Source organism: Pseudofrankia saprophytica, from assembly GCF_000235425.2.
Taxonomy (GTDB): Bacteria; Actinomycetota; Actinomycetes; order Frankiales; family Frankiaceae; genus Pseudofrankia; species Pseudofrankia saprophytica.
Genome location: NZ_KI912266.1, coordinates 1943512 through 1962015 on the forward strand (window position 1 = coordinate 1943512; position 18504 = coordinate 1962015).

Consider the following 18504-nt stretch of genomic DNA (forward strand, 5'->3'; position numbering starts at 1 on the left):
CACTGCGCAGCCAGAAGACCCCGGCCGCAGCCAGAAGACCCCGGCCTCGGCCGGGGTCTTCTGTCGTATCCGGGCGGGATGCTGGCAGGCATGGCACGCACCGACCCGACCCCGAGCAAGGCCCCAACCGCGAGCAAGACCCCAACCGCGAGCAAGACCCCAACCGCGGATGTCGCACCGGCGGTGGCGATGCGGCGCCTCACCTCTCAGTTGCTGGCCGAACCGCTGCCGACCAGGAAGAGCTCGACGACGAGGGTCGCCGCGGTTGTCGAGGCGGTCGGCCGGGTGCTTGCTGTCCAGGCGCAGGACATGCGCGGCCTACGGCTCGCGGTGCGCTCGCGCACCGCCGGTCTGACGGTCGCGGACGTCGACCGAGCCCTCGCCGAGCGGAAGATCGTGGTGACCTGGCTCAACCGTGGAACGCTGCACCTCGTCCGTGCCGAGGACTACCGCTGGCTACATGCGCTCACGGCGCCTCGGCACGAGGGCTTCGTGCACCGACGGCTCGCCGAGGAGGGGGTGTCGCCGTCCGACGCCGAACGTGGTGTGCAGCTCGTGGAACGGGCGCTGGCCGACGAAGGCCCGCTGACTCGTGGACAGCTGCGCGATCTACTCGACGGAGCCGGCATACCCGTCGCGCGGCAGGCACTCATCATGATTCTTTTTTATGCGAGTCTGCGGGGGATCGTGGTCCGCGGCCCGATGGCGGGCGCAGAGCAGGCCTATGTGCTGGCCCGCGACTGGCTCGGCGATCTCGCTGCTCCGGTCTCGTCGGCGTCTTTCGAGGCCCGGCCGCCGTCGGGCGACCCGGCCGCGCCCGCGTTGCCTGACGACAGCATCGATCGCGACGCCGCGCTGTCGGACCTCGCGGTGCGCTACCTCGCCGGCCACGGCCCCGCCGACGCTCGGGACCTGGCCGTCTGGTCGGGCCTGCCGCTGCGCGACGCCCGTCGCGGATTCGCCCTCGCGGCGGAATCGAGCTTGGTCGAGACCCTGGACGACGGCCAAGCGGTCACCCGAGGCGGCAGCGGTGCGAGACTCCGGGAGGACGCGCCCGATCAGGCCGTGACGGAACTCGCTGCGCTGCCATCCCGGCTCCTCGGCCCTTTCGACCCGGTGCTCCACGGCTGGGCATCCCGTGACTGGGTGACCGGCCCACACCGCGGCATCGTCACGGTCAACGGCATCTTCCGTCCGATCGCCCTGGTAGCCGGCCGAGCCGCCGCAACCTGGACCATGCCTGCCGGCAAGGTCGTCCTGTCGCCCCTCGGCCCACTCACTCCCCAGACCGAGGCCGCCCTTCAGGCCCAGGCGGACGACGTCCACCGCTTCCTGGCCGATGCGGCTAGCTGACCCAGATGACGGGCCAATACCTGCGTGGGTCAGCCTGGCGCAGGCGCTGGTTCGGCTCTCGGCGCACGCCCGACGACCGGCCGCGAAGAGCGGCGCCAGGAGTCTGGACGACGTTGGTCTACCAGGTGTGTCAGGCGAATCCGGGCGCCGCACTCCGCGGCGGCCAGCCCGCGCCACGTCGCCGGGAGACCGTCAGGTCCCGCCGCTGGCCAGGCGACCGGACCGGCAGGTCGGGTATCGTGGAGATCCACGCCGGCGTGGCGCAATTGGTAGCGCACCCGACTTGTAATCGGGCGGTTAGGGGTTCGAGTCCCCTCGTCGGCTCGATCAACATCCCGCTGACCTGCGGGTTTATGAATTTGATCTAGTCTTTTCACATCGATGATCGTCGATGTGTGCTCATTGTGTGCTCATTCCGCACGACCGTGCCATGGGGCATGATCATTCCGGATGAGATGGGCCCGGATTTCTTCACTCTCTGTCACATGGGGTCGTGACCGTCTGTCACAGCATGTCCTGACGGACTGTAGTTGGCGCTGGTTGTGTGAGGTAGCGCTGCGATGCCCTCTCTCAGCTCCGGTCGCCGCACCGGCGCCGAGGCCCCGGCGTACAGCGTCGCCATCGTCCTGCCCCAGCTCGGCGACTGGGAGCCTGCAGCCGACCTGTACCGATATCGGTCCTCGACAGAGGTGACATTCTGGGCTGCGGCACGACGGGTTGCTGATGTTCCTGTGCGTTGACGACGAGCGGAGCGTGGCAGCGGACGCATCGCGCGGTTGTTCCGGATGACATCGGCAGGAAGCGGGCTGGAAGGGCGAAGGCCACGAGGGCTTGGCGTGGTCTCGTGCAGTCGCGCACCGCAAGGTCGGAGGACATCGGTCTCGACCCTCGTCCGAGACGGACCGATGTATTTCACCCTTATCGCCCGCTAAACTCCCAGGTAATCAAGTGTCGTCCCCGCCCGCGCGGGGATCTTCCGACCATCCTCGGATCCCGCCCACTTGATCAGGTGTCGTCCCCGCCCGCGCGGGGATCTTCCCCTGCACCAGAACCCGATGCAGAGTTCTCTGATGTCGTCCCCGCCCGCGCGGGGATCTTCCCCGCCGCCGTGGCGTCATCTCGCCGAGATGCGCGTCGTCCCCGCCCGCGCGGGGATCTTCCGTCGGCGTCACCTTCGTCACCTACGAGAACCCGGTCGTCCCCGCCCGCGCGGGGATCTTCCCCCGCGCCTGGTCGCGGCGCTGGTCGCCGGGCTGTCGTCCCCGCCCGCGCGGGGATCTTCCGCCGCCGGCGTCCTCGTTACCCTGGACGACGAGGTCGTCCCCGCCCGCGCGGGGATCTTCCCAAGAGCGGCACCGCGATGTTCAAGCTGCGGATGTCGTCCCCGCCCGCGCGGGGATCTTCCGAGCAGTTCCGGACGTGGATGGAGACGAAGAACGTCGTCCCCGCCCGCGCGGGGATCTTCCGCTCACCACCGAGCCGCACCCGATCCTCGAGGAGTCGTCCCCGCCCGCGCGGGGATCTTCCGGGCGAGGGGCCGGAGAGCCCGCCGCCCGCCCCGTCGTCCCCGCCCGCGCGGGGATCTTCCCCCAGGGGATCTCCGGGCTGACGTCGTTCGGCGGGTCGTCCCCGCCCGCGCGGGGATCTTCCGCAGTCCTCCGACGGCAAGGCCGGGCCGGCATGGTCGTCCCCGCCCGCGCGGGGATCTTCCCGCCTCCACGTCGGGGCGCAGCCACAGCCTGATGTCGTCCCCGCCCGCGCGGGGATCTTCCCGTGAACGGCGTCGCCGCGGCGACGAAGGCCGCGTCGTCCCCGCCCGCGCGGGGATCTTCCGACCGAGGACTCTCGGTCCTTGGGTCGTCGTGTGTCGTCCCCGCCCGCGCGGGGATCTTCCCACGTGATCGAATAGCTACCCCCAGTGATTGTCGTCGTCCCCGCCCGCGCGGGGATCTTCCGTCCTGTTGAATCGGACCGATACCCTGGCTGGCGTCGTCCCCGCCCGCGCGGGGATCTTCCCACGTTTGTACCGCCCCTACGCGGGTCGCGAGCGTCGTCCCCGCCCGCGCGGGGATCTTCCCCTGCACGTCAAGACGGTGCTGTGCGACGAGGCGTCGTCCCCGCCCGCGCGGGGATCTTCCCCCGACCAGGCCAGTTGGAGCGCAGCCCCGGACGTCGTCCCCGCCCGCGCGGGGATCTTCCGCGGCTGGTCGGCGTGCCGTCGCCGGGCCAGCGGTCGTCCCCGCCCGCGCGGGGATCTTCCCCGCCCGGCATCCTCGCCGACCTGATCGACCTGGTCGTCCCCGCCCGCGCGGGGATCTTCCCTCGCGATCGCCGCGATCGGTTTCGGTGGCACGGTCGTCCCCGCCCGCGCGGGGATCTTCCAAACTCGCGGTCGTGCGGGGTCATGCACGCGGTGTCGTCCCCGCCCGCGCGGGGATCTTCCCTTGGCGGATCTGGCCTTTGGCCTTGGCCCGCTGTCGTCCCCGCCCGCGCGGGGATCTTCCAGCATCTGCGGCTGGATCTTGTCGGCCGCGTCGGTCGTCCCCGCCCGCGCGGGGATCTTCCCACCGCCGGGCTTCCTATGCCGCCCTCGGAGAGTCGTCCCCGCCCGCGCGGGGATCTTCCGCGTTCGACCGGCTCGCCCTCCGATGGGGCGGCGTCGTCCCCACCCGCGCGGGGATCTTCCGTGGAACTCGCGCGTCGAGATCTTGCCGAACAGGTCGTCCCCGCCCGCGCGGGGATCTTCCCTTCCCGGTCACCAGGTTCCGCGGCTACTTCTCGTCGTCCCCGCCCGCGCGGGGATCTTCCTCCGGTGTTCGGGCCGTACCACCAGGTCGCAGAGTCGTCCCCGCCCGCGCGGGGATCTTCCTCAGCCGCCCGAGTAGCGGCCCAAATCGAGGCCGTCGTCCCCGCCCGCGCGGGGATCTTCCGCACGTCAACGACCTGTTCCCTGAGGTCCAGGGGTCGTCCCCGCCCGCGCGGGGATCTTCCCGTCGCCCGGCACTCCCTGGCGACCCAGGTTCAGTCGTCCCCGCCCGCGCGGGGATCTTCCCGTTTCCAGCATCTCGGGCGGCATCTCAGAATGGTCGTCCCCGCCCGCGCGGGGATCTTCCCAGGCGTTCACGCCCGCCCCGGCGGCACTGTTCGTCGTCCCCGCCCGCGCGGGGATCTTCCGGCACGATGCCGCAGCAGGGAGCTGTGCAGGCAGTCGTCCCCGCCCGCGCGGGGATCTTCCGATGGGCCGCCTGGTGGCCGGCGGGCTCCTGGAGTCGTCCCCGCCCGCGCGGGGATCTTCCGCCGTGGTGCCGCTGGATCGGCCACAGTGGCGTGTCGTCCCCGCCCGCGCGGGGATCTTCCGCAGGGCGCGCGCCTTGATCTCTTTTTGCTTCAGTCGTCCCCGCCCGCGCGGGGATCTTCCCCTCATCGAGGCGGAGCGGCAGCGGCAGCACATGTCGTCCCCGCCCGCGCGGGGATCTTCCCGCGCTCGGGGTGGGTGCCCAGTTCGCCGGTCAGTCGTCCCCGCCCGCGCGGGGATCTTCCCGGCACCTACATGGCGTGGGGCGGCGGTGTCGGGTCGTCCCCGCCCGCGCGGGGATCTTCCCTACGCTGCGATGCGACGTAAAGAACGCAAGACGTCGTCCCCGCCCGCGCGGGGATCTTCCTCGCGGACCCCACGCGCGTCCGGCTGACGTACGGTCGTCCCCGCCCGCGCGGGGATCTTCCTCACCTGCCGGAAGTGCGGGAAGGCGGGCCGAGGTCGTCCCCGCCCGCGCGGGGATCTTCCCCACGTGGTCGAACGGGATGAGCCGAACCCGGCGTCGTCCCCGCCCGCGCGGGGATCTTCCCCCCGGGACCTGGCCGCCATCCGCGACTCCGGAGTCGTCCCCGCCCGCGCGGGGATCTTCCCCGTGCCGGTTACCTGCTCCGCGACGTCGAGGGGTCGTCCCCGCCCGCGCGGGGATCTTCCCTCCGAGCCGGCCCCTGGGGCGATCCCAACCCGGTCGTCCCCGCCCGCGCGGGGATCTTCCCTACAGCGGAGCCTCCCTCGGAGTTCCCGCCAAGTCGTCCCCGCCCGCGCGGGGATCTTCCCACCCTGGTCACCCGACTTCGGGACGTGTGGCGGTCGTCCCCGCCCGCGCGGGGATCTTCCCCTGCGGCAGTCGACGCCGGTGACCTTCTACCAGTCGTCCCCGCCCGCGCGGGGATCTTCCCTTGACCGGGAACTTAACGCCATCTGGTCTCGTGTCGTCCCCGCCCGCGCGGGGATCTTCCCGGCTTGAACTCACCACCGGCGGTGTCTACAACGTCGTCCCCGCCCGCGCGGGGATCTTCCGTACTGGCGGAACAGCACGTTGCTCTTGATGACGTCGTCCCCGCCCGCGCGGGGATCTTCCCACCTCCAGGATCCGATTGCCGCCGTAGTCGAGGTCGTCCCCGCCCGCGCGGGGATCTTCCGCGATCGGAGATGCTTCATCGCGCACCGATCACGTCGTCCCCGCCCGCGCGGGGATCTTCCCCACGTCTACGGCGTGCGCACGCCGGCGCCGGAGTCGTCCCCGCCCGCGCGGGGATCTTCCGGAGAACCTCGGCAGCACGATGCTCCCGAAGATGTCGTCCCCGCCCGCGCGGGGATCTTCCTCGATCGGGCTGAGCGCGGACGAGGTCAAGGCAGTCGTCCCCGCCCGCGCGGGGATCTTCCCCGCGTGATCTTGCCCGGCACCAGGTGGTACACGTCGTCCCCGCCCGCGCGGGGATCTTCCACGGTCGGCGCGACGCTGCTGACCGCGCTGCAGGTCGTCCCCGCCCGCGCGGGGATCTTCCCCGCGTCACGTGATCACTGTGAGCGGGGCCGCGGTCGTCCCCGCCCGCGCGGGGATCTTCCCTCGGGCATCGGGTCCAGCCATTCGACGTCGCGGTCGTCCCCGCACGCGCGGGGATCTTTCACCATGGCCGAGCCGAGCCGAGCCGAGCCGATCCGGCGCCGGTCGCCGGTCGTCCCCGCACGCGCGAGGATCTTCCCGACGACCAGAACGCCCAGCTCGACCCCAAGGGGTCGTCCCCGCACGCGCGGGGATCTTCCCACGTCCCAACCCTGGGCACCCCATTCGTTTAGGTCGTCCCCGCACACGCGGGGATCTTCCCCGCTGACCAGTGTCGATCCGCACCCACCGACGGTCGTCCCCGCACGCGCGAGGATGTTCCCGTCGTGTCGCCGGTGACGGTGATCGTCTTGGTGTCGTCCCCGCACACGCGGAGATCTTCCTCAGTCGTCCTGGACTCCGTCGCGACGAAGTCTGTCGTCCCCGCGCACGCGGGGATCTTCCAGGCTGGATCCGGGTGACGAGCGGCGCGCCGTGGTCGTCCCCGCACGCGCGAGGATCTTCCCGCGAGGGCGGTCTCGTTGTCGGTCGTGGTCTCGTCGTCCCCGCACGCGCGGGGATCTTCTCCAGAGTCTTACCCCTCGCCCCGGCGTGGACCTATCAGGACGCCCACTGCCAGGGTTGTGCGCCGTTGATGGTTTGATGTGTGCGACAACGTCGATACGGGGGACGTGATGCTCGAGTCAGCCTTGGGCGTGGTGTGGGGAAAGTCGGACGCGCAGGGGTCGCCGCACCTTCTGCTGGGGCATCTGTTCGACACTGCTGCGGTCGGTGAGCTCATCTGGGACCGGTTCCTTGCTCCGGCTGTCAAGGAGCATCTTGACGGTGCCAGCGACGGGCGGGGCCGCTCGTTGTTCGCTTTGCTGTGCGGGCTGCATGACGTGGGGAAGGCATCGCCGGCGTTTCAGTCGAAAGACGAGCGGCTCGCCGCGCAGGTTCAGCAGGCGGGTCTCACCTGGGGGCCGTTGAGCCGGAATGACTCGGCGCGTTGGCATCACACCAAGGCGGGCGCTTCGATCGTCTGGAGCCGGTTCGGGACCGCCGGGTGGTCTTCCTCGGCGAAGAAGTGGGTATGGCCGCTCATCGCGGGGCATCACGGCGTCATCCCCACTGCGGGTGCCGCGTTGCAGGTACAGCGTCGTTTGCACGGCGAGGGGGATGTTTGGCGGCAGGTTCAGGACGGCTTCGTCGACCAGGTCGCGACCGGCCTTGGTCTTGAGGTCGGCGCATTCGCAGAGTTGGGGACGCCGCGCCGAGGCGGCCAGCTCGCCGTGTCAGGTCTGATCATCATGGCGGACTGGATCGCCAGCGACGAGAAGAATTTCCGCGGCCTGTCGGATCTCGCGGACATCTCCCTCGACAGTGCCCGGGAGCGGGCCGCTTGCGCGTGGGGGAAGCTCGGGTTGCGCGGCGGCTGGCGTTCGGCGTCGTTGGTACCGTGCGCGACCGCCGAGCTGGTCGAGCGCCGGTTCAGGGTTCCAGCGACCCGGCCGGCGCAGGCCACGGCTGTCCAGCTCGCGCAGGAGATGCCCGGCCCGGGGTTGCTGATCCTGGAAGCGCCGATGGGCGAGGGGAAGACGGAGGCGGCGTTGGCCGCGGCCGAGGTTCTTGCGCGGCGGTTCGGCGCGGACGGGCTGTTTGTTGGCATGCCGACGCAGGCGACCTCCGATCCGATGTTCAGCCGGGTTCGGGAGTGGCTGGCCTCGGTCGATCCCGAGGTGCCGATCGGGCTGTTGCATGGCCGGGCGCGGTTCAACAAGGAGTGGGCGGCGCTGCGCGACCATGTCAGCTTCGCGGGCGTCGCCGACGAGCAGGACAGCTACGGGATGGACGACTCGTACGGCTCTACTGGAGGCAGCGTTTCTGTGGCTCCGGACAGGACCGCGCATGACGGGGTGGCAGCGGCGGACTGGTTCTTCGGCGGGAAAAGAGGGTTGCTTGCGCCGGTGACCGTCGGCACGGTCGATCAGCTGCTGCATGCCGCTACCAGGACCAAGCACGTGATGCTGCGGCATGCGGGCCTGGCTGGCAGGGTCGTCGTGCTTGACGAGGTGCACGCCTACGACGTCTACATGGCGCAGTTCCTGTTCGAGGCGCTGCGCTGGCTCGCCGACGCCGGCGTTCCGGTCGTCCTGTTGTCCGCGACGCTGCCGCCCGCCCTTCGCCGGGCGCTGGTAGTCGCGTACATGCAGGGCGCACTGCGGCAACCCGAGATTGATCTCAGCGACCTGCCCGAGCCGTCTGGCTATCCGAGTACGACGACGGTCTGCGCCATCGACGGGGAGCTGAACGTTGCGGTCAGGTCCGACCCGCCGTGGCGGGCGTCGGAAACAGTAACGGTCGACGTGCTCGACGAGACCGAGGACTTCGCACCCCGAACCGTGGCCGAGGCCGTTCTCGCGGAAATCGGTCGAGACGACGTGGCCGGTGAGCCGCTCGGCTGCGTCCTTGTCGTCTGCAACACCGTCGCCCGTGCGCAGGACATCTACGAGGAGCTTCGGCCTGCGCTGGGCGACAATCTGGTGCTGCTGCATTCCAGGTTCGTCGCCACGGAACGCGCCCGGCGCACAGAGACGATTGTCGACCAGCTCGGGCGGCCTGGCCGCCAGGGAGCTGCCGCCAGGCCGCGCCGGCTCGTCGTCGTCGCGACCCAGGTCGCCGAGCAGTCGTTCGATGTCGATGTCGACCTTCTCGTCACCGACCTGGCCCCGATCGACCTGCTGCTCCAGCGCATCGGCCGACTCCACCGGCACGAACGGCCAGCGAGCGACCGGCCCACCCGGCTGCGACGCCCCCGGGTCCTCGTCAGCGGCCTGCGACTCGACCCGAACGACCGACCGCCGACCTTTCCCAGAGGGAGCCAGCACGTCTACGGCAACCATCTCCTGCTCCGCTCCGCCGCGCTGGTTCGCCAGGCCGCGAGCGCGAGCGGCTGGTCGGTACCCGCCGACGTTCCGCGCCTCGTCGCCACCGGTTACAGCGACGACGCCATCTGCCCGCCCGAATGGGCCGATGCGATCTCCGCCGCCGAGGCCGAGCGGAACGACAAGGAGAGCACGCGTAGGGAGAACGCCAGCGCGTTTCTGCTCGCCGGCAAGCATGATCTCGGCCGGCCTACGCTTGATGGCCTGCACGAACGGTCGACCGCCCCACTCACGACTGACGAAAGAGTCGCCGCCGTCGTCCGCGACGGCGACGAGTCCGTCGAGGTCGTGCTCGTCTGCCCCGCCCAAGGCGGCGGCTACCGCACTCTCGGCGGCACCTGGCTCGGCCAGCACGGCGAGGTCCCGACCCATGACGACGCCGTCCTGGAGGAGGTCGTCGGCGCGACGATCCGCCTCCCGTCCACACGACCGAAGCTCACCGCTGCCGCGCTGGCGCTGAGGCCACTGGACGCGTGGGGCACCCGCCGCGACCGCGACAACCACCACGACCCCTGGCTCCGGCACAGCCGAGCCCTGGCCGTCGACCCCGATCCGGCATCTGGCGAGTTCACCGCGGTTCTCGGCGGCCACCACCTCAGCTACCGCCAGGACCTCGGCCTCCGAGTGACGGGCCGATGACCGCCTGGCTGCGCTGCCTCGACGCTGATTTGGGCTGAGGTGGCGTTGGCTGGTTCCTTGAACCCCGCTGTGGCGGGGACGGCTTACGCCCGTGTCGGTGCTCGAAGAGCGCCTACGGATGACCCCGGCGATGGGCTGGGACCATGCCACGGTATCTCAGATCGACTGATCGTCGAGAGAGTCGCCTCTGTAAGAGAGCCTAATTGGCCGTTCATGTAGAGTGACGCCGACTTGTCACGCTACGTAGCCGGGGGCATAGTGCGTCCAGATCTCAGTGCATCGCAGCTCTCAGGCGATGAGCACGCGCGACGGACACGGATCCCGGACGCGAACCCTCCGAGGCGAACGCACAGGCGCTCCTCGAGTGTGCTCGGGGCGCCGGCGTTGACCGCCGTGGTCGCGACACAGTCGTCGCCAACGGTGATCGCCATCGTCGCCAGCGCCTTCGTAATCGTCCGCTTTATCGAGGCGGTGGCGCCGCAGGACTCCAAAGATCGCCGGATCTTATGGCTGCGATGGCTCGACCATCGCCGCGAACGACGTGGCCAGGCACACGATGGGAGCGAGCCGTGAGCCAACGAACGAGATGGACGTCGCTTAGAAGCAACGACGGTCCTTGCTGAAGAGCAGAACTGTCGGTGGTGGCGAGTAGACATCAGGTGGTGCTCGACGACGAGGTCGGGCCGGCGAAAGACGGGGGTGCGATGGTCACGTTCAGTCTCATTGATGAGCATTGGATACCGCTGGTTCGGGAAGGACGCCGGGTAGAGGTCGGCATCCGCTCGGCGCTGGTGGAAGCACACAAGTTCGATGGGCTCGCCCTCGACGATCCACTCGAGGCAGTCGCGGTCTTCCGGCAGATTCTTCTGCCGATCGTTCTGGATGCGTTCGGTGCGCCGGTGGACAACGAGCAGTGGTCCGCACGGTGGCACGTCGGAGAGTTCAACAGCGGACCGATCATCAAATATCTGGAGGACCGCAGGGCCAGGTTTGACCTGTTCGACGACACGCAGCCGTTCGCACAGGTAGCAGGACTGCGGACGGCGAAGGACGAGACGAAGCCAGTGTCTCTGCTGATACCGCGGCTGGCCACCGGCAACAATGTCCCGCTGTTCAGCGCGCGCACTGAGGACAACCCGCCGGCGCTGTCGGCAGGGGCCGCAGCGCGTGCACTGCTGGCCGCGCATTGTTGGGACACGGCAGCGATCAAGTCCGGCGCGGCCAACGACCCGCGAGCATCGGCAGGGAAAACGACCGGCAACCCGACAGGTCCGGTCGGGCAGCTCGGGGTGGTGGTCCCGCTGGGAGCGAAACTCTTCCATACCCTGATGCTCAACGCGCAGATCCGGCCGCGTGGGTCTGATGACCGACCACAGTGGGACGCGGAGAGTCCCGCTGATGACACATGGTTCGAACGTTCCGCGAAGGGCGTTCTGGATCTGCTGACCTGGCAGTCCCGGCGGATCCGCCTCATCCCCGAGCAGGTGAGCGAGGGGGGCGAGCTCGTCGTGCGCCAGGTCGTTCTCACCGCGGGTGATCGTCTGCGCGGCGCGGTCCACGATTTGGAACCACACACGGCCTGGAAGCAGGTGGAGAAGCCGAAAGCCGATGAGCCGCCCTTGCGGCCCGTGCGACACCAGCCGGGGCGTGCGGCCTGGCGTGGGTTGGAAGCGTTGCTCGCGACCAATGTGCAGACAAAGGAAGGCATCTCGGCACCGGCGTTGCTGACGCAGTTGGCGGGACTGCAGGTGTACGACCTCGTCCCAGAGAACCTGCCCTTGCGGGTACTGACCGTCGGGGTGCGGTACGGCAACCAGTCCGCCGTCGTCGAGGACGTCATGGTCGACGAGATCCCGTTGCCTGTGGTCGCGCTGGTCGGAGTCTCGGAGGTCCGGGAGACCGTCCTGACCATCGCAGACCAGGCCGAGCAACTAAGGATCGCGGCGAACCAGCTCGGCAACGATCTGCGAGCTGCCGCCGGCGGCGCCAAGGTGCCCTGGGACAAGAGCCAACGGCTCGGCGACGTGCTGGTCCACGCTCTCACCCCGGCAGTGCGCCGACTGCTTACCGGGCTCGCGCGCAACCCTGACAAGACACGCGACGCGTTGAAAGCCTGGACGATCACGGCCCGCCGACTCGCCTGGGAAGTCGCCGAACCGGCGCTCTCAGACGCCCCTCCTGGCGCTTTCCTGGGCCGCGATCCCGACAAGCAGTATGGTCCGCGGCTCGCGACCGCGGAGATGTCGTTCACCCGGTCCCTCACCAACATTCTTGGCCTGCCCCAAGCGCCCGCCGGCCCGGCCCAGGCATCCGCCAGCCCAGCTCCGGCACCCGCCGCCGCGCCAGCACTCTGACCCCGATCCCGGAGACCACCATGACCACTGAGTCCGTCGCCCCGGCCCCGACGTCAGCGCAGGCGGAACCACCCCAGCCTGACTTCTTCTGGGAACGTCCGAACCGCGCCAACCCACGGAGTGGCGCCGATCTGGCGGCGCTGCGCCGCGGGGTGGGCCGGGAAGCGGGCAGTGTCCCGGAAATGTGGGGCTTCTACCGCATGCTCACCGCAACGGGCCGGGCCTCCGAAAAACTCCAGGCAGAGCACACCGCGCTGACCCTGTACGCCGTTCACCAGCAGTCGATCTCAGATTCGATGCACCGACCTGGCGTCGGCCTGGGCAGGGCGCTGTTGAGGCTGCGCCAAAGCGGCACGTTCAGCGTGGACGCGGTCGATCGGCGGTTCAACGCGGCGGCGACCGCCACCTCCCTGGACGAGGCCTCATACCACCTCCGTGGCCTGGTCCGCCAGCTGCGGGGAATACCGCAAGGCCTTGACTACACCCGCCTGTTCCAGGACCTGGTCGCCTGGCAGGTCCCCGAGCAGATCAGCACCGTCCGCCGCCGCTGGGGCAGGGACTACTTCACCGGACGCGACCAGACAGAGAAGGCCATCTAACCACACAACCGCCGGACTCTCTCGGCGTTTCACCCGTCGTCGGCGCGACGCCCACGCCGTCTTGAACAACCACCCCACCCTGTTCTCGCGTACCTTTTTCCTGTTTCGGGACAAGAAAGAGAGCCACTCCTATGCGCTGCTACATCGACGTTCACATCCTGCAGACCGTCCCGCCCTCAAACCTGAACCGTGACGACGCCGGAACGCCGAAGCAGGCGGTCTACGGCGGGACGAAGCGTGCCCGCGTCTCCTCCCAGGCGTGGAAGCGCGCGACGCGGACCGCGTTCGCCGATCAGGTCGATGAGGCCCAGCTCGCGACCCGCACCAAGAAAATCTCCGAACTTTACGCGAAGCGGATCGCTGCCCGCTGCGGCCTCGACCAGGACGCGAGCACCCGGCTTGCAACCAGCGTCCTGACCGGGGCCCTCGGCATCAAACCGGGCAAGAAGGCAACCGAGACCGCCTACCTGCTGTTCTTCGGCCGCCCGCAGCTCGAACGGCTCGTCGACCTGGTCGAGAACGACGCCGAGCGCCTCGCAGCATTCGACGACACCAGCCTCGCCGCCGAGGTCAAGGGCCTACCGGTCAGGAAGATCCTCGGCAGTGGTCACCCGATCGACGTGGCGCTGTTCGGCCGGATGGTCGCGGAAATCCCCGCGCTGAACGTCGACGCCGCCACCCAGGTCGCGCACGCCCTGTCGACGCACGCCGCGGATGTCGAGTTCGACTACTACACGGCCGTGGACGACGAGAACCCGAAGGAGGAGACCGGCGCCGGGATGATCGGTACAGTCGAGTTCCAGTCCGCGACGCTCTACCGGTTCGCGACCGTCGGCCTGCACCAACTTGCCGACAACCTCGCGGGCGACGTGGAAGCGACCGTCGAGGCGCTGCAGGTCTTCCTCAGCGCGTTCGCGACGTCGATGCCGACCGGGCATCAGAACTCGTTCGCGCACCGCACGCCCCCCAACCTGCTCGCGGTCGCGGTCCGCGCAGACCAGCCAGTCAACCTCGTCTCCGCTTTCGAGAAGCCCGTCCGCGGCCAGGGCGTCCTCGACGAGTCCGCCCGGCGCCTCGCGAAGGAGATGACCGACGTCGGCCAGCTGTGGGGCCTCACCCCGACCCTCACCGCCGCCACCTACCGCGCCCCGGACGACCAGCAGGACGCGAAAACACTGACCACCGCCTTCGGCCCGGCGGTCCCGTTCACCACGCTGGTCTCGACGATCGTCACGGCCGCCCGCGAACAGCTGAAGAACGCCGCCCAGTGAACGCCTCATCGTCGACGGCCTCGGTGGACGCCCCCCGCTCCTGCCTGGTGCTGCGCCTCGCCGGCCCGATGCAGTCCTGGGCCGGGCCCAGCATGTACAACCGCCGCGACACCGGCACCGAACCAACCAAGAGTGGCCTGATAGGCCTGCTCGCCGCTGCCCAGGGCCGGCGGCGCACCGACTCGATCGAGGACCTTCTCGGCCTCGTCCTCGGAGTACGCACCGATCAGCCTGGCACGCTGCTGCGCGACTACCACACCGTCAGCGACTATCGCGGCCGCCCGCTGCCGTCGGCGGCGGTGACCGGCAAGCACGTCCAGAAGCCCACATCCCCCGCGAAATACACGGGGGTCACCGAACGGTTCTACCTGCAGGACGCCGTTTTCGTCGCTGCCGTCGGCGCGCCCGATCCATTGTTGGCCGCCCTTGCCGACGCGCTGCGCAACCCTGCCTTCCCGCTCGCCCTCGGCCGCCGTGCCTGCCCACCCACCCAGCCGCTTCTCCTGCCTCCCAACCGCCGCGAGAAGCCTGACGCGGTGACATGGCCCGGCGCGGTTGACGAGGTCCTGCGCGAGGTGCCCTGGCAGGCCACCCCCAGCCACAAGGAGAAGTCCGACCGTCGCCCTGCCCGGCCGAATGGCATCGCCCTGCCCGTCACTCTCGATGACCCCAGGGGTGACGACGTCCGGATGGACCTTCCCAGCACCTTCGACCCGCTGTCCCGGTCGTTCACCAGCCGCCGCGTCCGCCAGGACTGGGTCCACCTCTCGTCCTCGCCGCCCTACGGGCCGGCCGGTGACGGTGGCGGCGCGGGCAGCCACGACCCCTTCGCTCTTCTCGGATGGTGACCGATGCCCTACCTGTCCCGAGTCTGGCTCCACCCGCTGCGCCAGGGCGCCCAGAAACTGATCCGCAGTCCCGAGGCGATGCACGCGGCCGTCCTCGGCTCCATCGCCCGCCACCCCGTCACCGAACGCGTCCTCTGGCGGCTCGACACCCCGATCGACCGCGCCGATCCACGTAACCACCGAGCCGAGCTGCTCGTGCTCACCGACTCCCGCCCGTCCTGGGATCACGTCATCGAACAGGCCGGCTGGACCAACGCCGAGGACCCCCAGGCTCTCGTTCGTGATTATCAGCCGCTACTCGACCGCATCCAGGCCGGCCGCGAGTTCGGCTTCCGCCTACGCGCCAATCCGGTCTCCGCGACCCGCAACCCCGCGAGTCCAACGGCCAGGCAGAAGGAACGCCTGGCCGCCCCCCGGCCCCGTGGCGTACGCGTCGCGCACCGCACCGCGGCCCACCAGCTCGACTGGCTCACCAGCCGCCTCGACCGCTGGGGCTTCACCCTGCTCACGACCCCGGACGGCGGGGACGGCACGATCCCTATGGTCCAGCTGTCCGCACGCGACCGGCTCATCTTCTTCAAGAACGGCCATGACGCGGACGCCCAGACCCGCCGGGTCGTCCTGAACACCGCGACGTTCGACGGCGCCGTTCGCATCACCGACTCCGAGCTGGCCCGCCGGACACTGCTCGCCGGCGTCGGTGCCGGCAAAGCCTACGGCTGCGGCCTGCTCACCCTCGCGCCGCTCGCCGGAGGCGGCTGACATGTGGTGGCTGTCCGACCCGCAGGATCTGCACCGCATCGAGGACCGGATCTCGAGCCTCTACGTCGAGAAATGCCACGTCGACCGGGCCGACAACGCCGTCGTTCTCGTGAACAAGGAACGCACGGTCCGCGTCCCGGCGGCGTTCGTCGCCACCCTCTTGCTCGGCCCCGGCACCCGCATCACCAGCGGCGCCGTGCGCCTCCTCGCCGACTCCGGGACCGCCGTGTGCTGGGTCGGGGAGCGAGGGGTACGGATGTATGCCGCAGGCCTCGGCCCCAGCCGCGGCGCCGGCCTGCTCATGCGCCAGGCCTACCTCGTCACCCGCACCAAAGAACGCCTCGCCGTCGCACGGCACATGTACGGGATGCGCTTCCCCGACGACGACGTCAGCGACGCCACCATGCAGCAACTACGCGGCAGAGAAGGCGCCCGCGTCAAAAAGATCTACCGCGAGCATGCGAAACGCACGGGCGTCGACTGGACCCGCCGCGACTACAAACCCGGCGAGCCGTTCGCCGCCGGCGACGACATCAACCGGCTGCTCTCAGCCGGGCACAGCTGCCTCTACGGCATCTGCCACGCCGCGATCGTCGGCATCGGCGCCAGCCCAGCCCTCGGCTTCGTCCACACCGGCGGCGCCACCTCCTTCGTCCTCGACATCGCCGACCTCTACAAAGCCGAATACACCATCCCGCTCGCGTTCGACCTCGCCGCCCGAGGCCAGACCGACGAACGCGCCATCCGCACCGCCTTCCGCGACCGAGTCGCCGACGGTCACCTGATGGCCCGCATCATCCGCGACATCAAGACCCTGCTCCTCGGCGACGAAGCCGACTTTCCAGACCAGGACTCGCTCCACCTCTGGGACGAGTTCGACGGCGCCGTAGCCGGCGGCGTCAACTGGGCAGCCGACCTCGCGGACCTCCCCGCCGAGAACACCATCGTCGGCGTCACCGGACCCGACCTCGACGAACAGCCACCACCCTGGTGACCGTCGTCGTCCTCATCGCCACTGCCCAAGGACTCCGCGGCCACCTCACCCGCTGGATGATCGAAGTCGCCGCCGGCGTCTTCGTCGGCAACCCCAGCGCTCGCGTCCGCGACCGCCTCTGGGCCCTCCTCGCCGACCGAGTAGGAGACGGCCAAGCCATCATGATCGAACCAGCGAACAACGAACAGAAATGGGCAGTCCGCACCGCCGGCCGCGACCGCGGCGAACCCATCGACTACGACGGACTAATACTGTTCGCCCGCCCCCGCCACTAAAACCCCAGCTCAGCAAGCGTCGTCCCCGCACGCGCGGGGATCTTCCGGATCTTCGTCACGTCGTATGTGAACGCAAACGGTCGTCCCCGCACGCGCGGGGATCTTCCCGCCGTCGTGATGAGGCTGCCCAGCAACATCGGGTCGTCCCCGCACGCGCGGGGATCTTCCCCCCGACTTCTTCACGATGACCGCCGACGCGGAGTCGTCCCCGCACGCGCGGGGATCTTCCCGCAGCGCTGATGGCGTTACGCAGCGCAGTCAGGTCGTCCCCGCACGCGCGGGGATCTTCCCCACAGCGGGCGGTCGACCACCGTGCCGGTGATGTCGTCCCCGCACGCGCGGGGATCTTCCCCCGTCCGCGCGCCGGCCGGCCACGGCCACGGCGTCGTCCCCGCACGCGCGGGGATCTTCCGATCGACACCTGCGAGCAGCGCCTGCCCGTCCAGTCGTCCCCGCACGCGCGGGGATCTTCCGCCGGAACTCACAGTGAAGGTCATCCTGGCGGAGTCGTCCCCGCACGCGCGGGGATCTTCCGTAGTCCGGGTGCCGCTTAGACCGGCGCCATTCGTCGTCCCCGCACGCGCGGGGATCTTCCGTGCAACAGATCACCTACCGGCTTGCGGACGAGGTCGTCCCCGCACGCGCGGGGATCTTCCGTCTCTGGTAATCGGACGCAATCGAGCGGCTAGGTCGTCCCCGCACGCGCGGGGATCTTCCCGTTGCGCTGAAAAACGCCCGGTCGTGCGGGGTGTCGTCCCCGCACGCGCGGGGATCTTCCCGGATATCCAGCCGGACGGGCGACCCCGAAAGCGTCGTCCCCGCACGCGCGGGGATCTTCCTTCTCGCGTCCGGTCCCAATCGACCAGGCAAAGGTCGTCCCCGCACGCGCGGGGATCTTCCCGGCGAGGCCGGGCGCGCGGCGTGTCCCGCGCGGTCGTCCCCGCACGCGCGGGGATCTTCCGATCCTGTTCACGCGGGTGCCGGTCCGGGCTGGGTCGTCCCCGCACGCGCGGGGATCTTCCCTCTCCGATATCCAGCGGCAGCGGAGTGAAGTAGTCGTCCCCGCACGCGCGGGGATCTTCCTGCCGTTGCTACTGTTGCGGTGACCGAGGACTAGTCGTCCCCGCACGCGCGGGGATCTTCCTCCGAACCCGACCAGGACCTTGATAACGCGGATGTCGTCCCCGCACGCGCGGGGATCTTCCGTTGCGCGCCGCAGCGCTGGCCAGCGGTATGACGTCGTCCCCGCACGCGCGGGGATCTTCCTTCATCTGGCCTGGCCCGGCCGGCAACCTGCTGTCGTCCCCGCACGCGCGGGGATCTTCCCCCCTTGCGCGCCGCGATGCTCTCCGCGAACGAGTCGTCCCCGCACGCGCGGGGATCTTCCGCCCAGCGCATCGCCCTCGAGGCCGCCCGGGGAGTCGTCCCCGCACGCGCGGGGATCTTCCACCCACCTCACCGTTCATGAAGGTATCCGGCAGGTCGTCCCCGCACGCGCGGGGATCTTCCGTGGTGATCGCTCCGGCGTCGCGGCGGGGGCCGGTCGTCCCCGCACGCGCGGGGATCTTCCGGGATCGGCATGTCAGGTCACCCCGTTCACGCGGT

At 69.9% G+C, this 18504-nt stretch carries 10 protein-coding genes, 1 tRNA gene and 2 CRISPR repeat arrays (1 of these 13 only partly in view); all 11 genes read left to right on the top strand.

The genetic code is table 11. From position 1 onward, the window contains the following. The first annotated feature begins 90 nt into the window (after nt 1-90). The 11 genes from FRCN3DRAFT_RS0208185 (at nt 91) to cas2e (ending at nt 16899) form a co-directional block, all read left to right on the top strand. Nucleotides 91-1353, top strand: coding sequence for a winged helix DNA-binding domain-containing protein (locus FRCN3DRAFT_RS0208185; RefSeq protein WP_007512300.1), 1263 nt, complete (start codon nt 91-93; stop codon nt 1351-1353). A gap of 251 nt (nt 1354-1604) precedes the next feature. Then, nucleotides 1605-1677: transfer RNA gene (locus tag FRCN3DRAFT_RS0208190), tRNA-Thr, on the top strand. Nucleotides 1678-2303: 626 nt separating this feature from the next. After that, nucleotides 2304-6616: a CRISPR direct-repeat array (repeat unit 28 nt; unit sequence GTCGTCCCCGCCCGCGCGGGGATCTTCC). A gap of 291 nt (nt 6617-6907) precedes the next feature. Next, nucleotides 6908-9796, top strand: a complete 2889-nt coding sequence (locus FRCN3DRAFT_RS0208195; RefSeq protein ID WP_007512293.1) for a CRISPR-associated helicase/endonuclease Cas3 — start codon at nt 6908-6910, stop codon at nt 9794-9796. 384 nt (nt 9797-10180) lie between these two features. Further along, complete coding sequence (locus FRCN3DRAFT_RS0208200) at nt 10181-10369, top strand: hypothetical protein (RefSeq protein WP_131803575.1); 189 nt, start codon at nt 10181-10183, stop codon at nt 10367-10369. Nucleotides 10370-10455: 86 nt separating this feature from the next. Further along, entirely contained in the window at nt 10456-12150 is a 1695-nt protein-coding gene (casA, locus tag FRCN3DRAFT_RS0208205) for a type I-E CRISPR-associated protein Cse1/CasA (protein WP_007512291.1), read from the top strand. A gap of 20 nt (nt 12151-12170) precedes the next feature. Continuing rightward, nucleotides 12171-12749, top strand: a complete 579-nt coding sequence (gene casB, locus FRCN3DRAFT_RS43285; RefSeq protein WP_007512289.1) for a type I-E CRISPR-associated protein Cse2/CasB — start codon at nt 12171-12173, stop codon at nt 12747-12749. 131 nt (nt 12750-12880) lie between these two features. Beyond that, complete coding sequence (gene cas7e, locus FRCN3DRAFT_RS0208215) at nt 12881-14020, top strand: type I-E CRISPR-associated protein Cas7/Cse4/CasC (RefSeq protein ID WP_007512287.1); 1140 nt, start codon at nt 12881-12883, stop codon at nt 14018-14020. Next, the gene (gene cas5e / locus FRCN3DRAFT_RS0208220; protein WP_007512286.1) at nt 14017-14868 is read left to right on the top strand and encodes a type I-E CRISPR-associated protein Cas5/CasD; all 852 of its coding nucleotides are present in this window, start codon (nt 14017-14019) and stop codon (nt 14866-14868) included. The genes cas7e and cas5e overlap by 4 nt, the downstream gene beginning before the upstream one ends. Before the next feature lie 3 nt (nt 14869-14871). After that, nucleotides 14872-15630, top strand: coding sequence for a type I-E CRISPR-associated protein Cas6/Cse3/CasE (gene cas6e, locus FRCN3DRAFT_RS0208225; RefSeq protein ID WP_007512284.1), 759 nt, complete (start codon nt 14872-14874; stop codon nt 15628-15630). A 1-nt stretch (nt 15631) separates the two neighbouring features. Continuing rightward, nucleotides 15632-16624, top strand: coding sequence for a type I-E CRISPR-associated endonuclease Cas1e (gene cas1e, locus FRCN3DRAFT_RS0208230; RefSeq protein WP_007512283.1), 993 nt, complete (start codon nt 15632-15634; stop codon nt 16622-16624). Further along, nucleotides 16621-16899 (top strand): type I-E CRISPR-associated endoribonuclease Cas2e, encoded by a 279-nt coding sequence (cas2e, locus tag FRCN3DRAFT_RS0208235; RefSeq protein ID WP_007512281.1) that lies wholly within the window; start codon nt 16621-16623, stop codon nt 16897-16899. The genes cas1e and cas2e overlap by 4 nt, the downstream gene beginning before the upstream one ends. Nucleotides 16900-16917: 18 nt before the next feature. Beyond that, a CRISPR array of direct repeats spans nt 16918-18504; the repeat unit is 28 nt; unit sequence GTCGTCCCCGCACGCGCGGGGATCTTCC (it continues 4418 nt past the right edge of the window).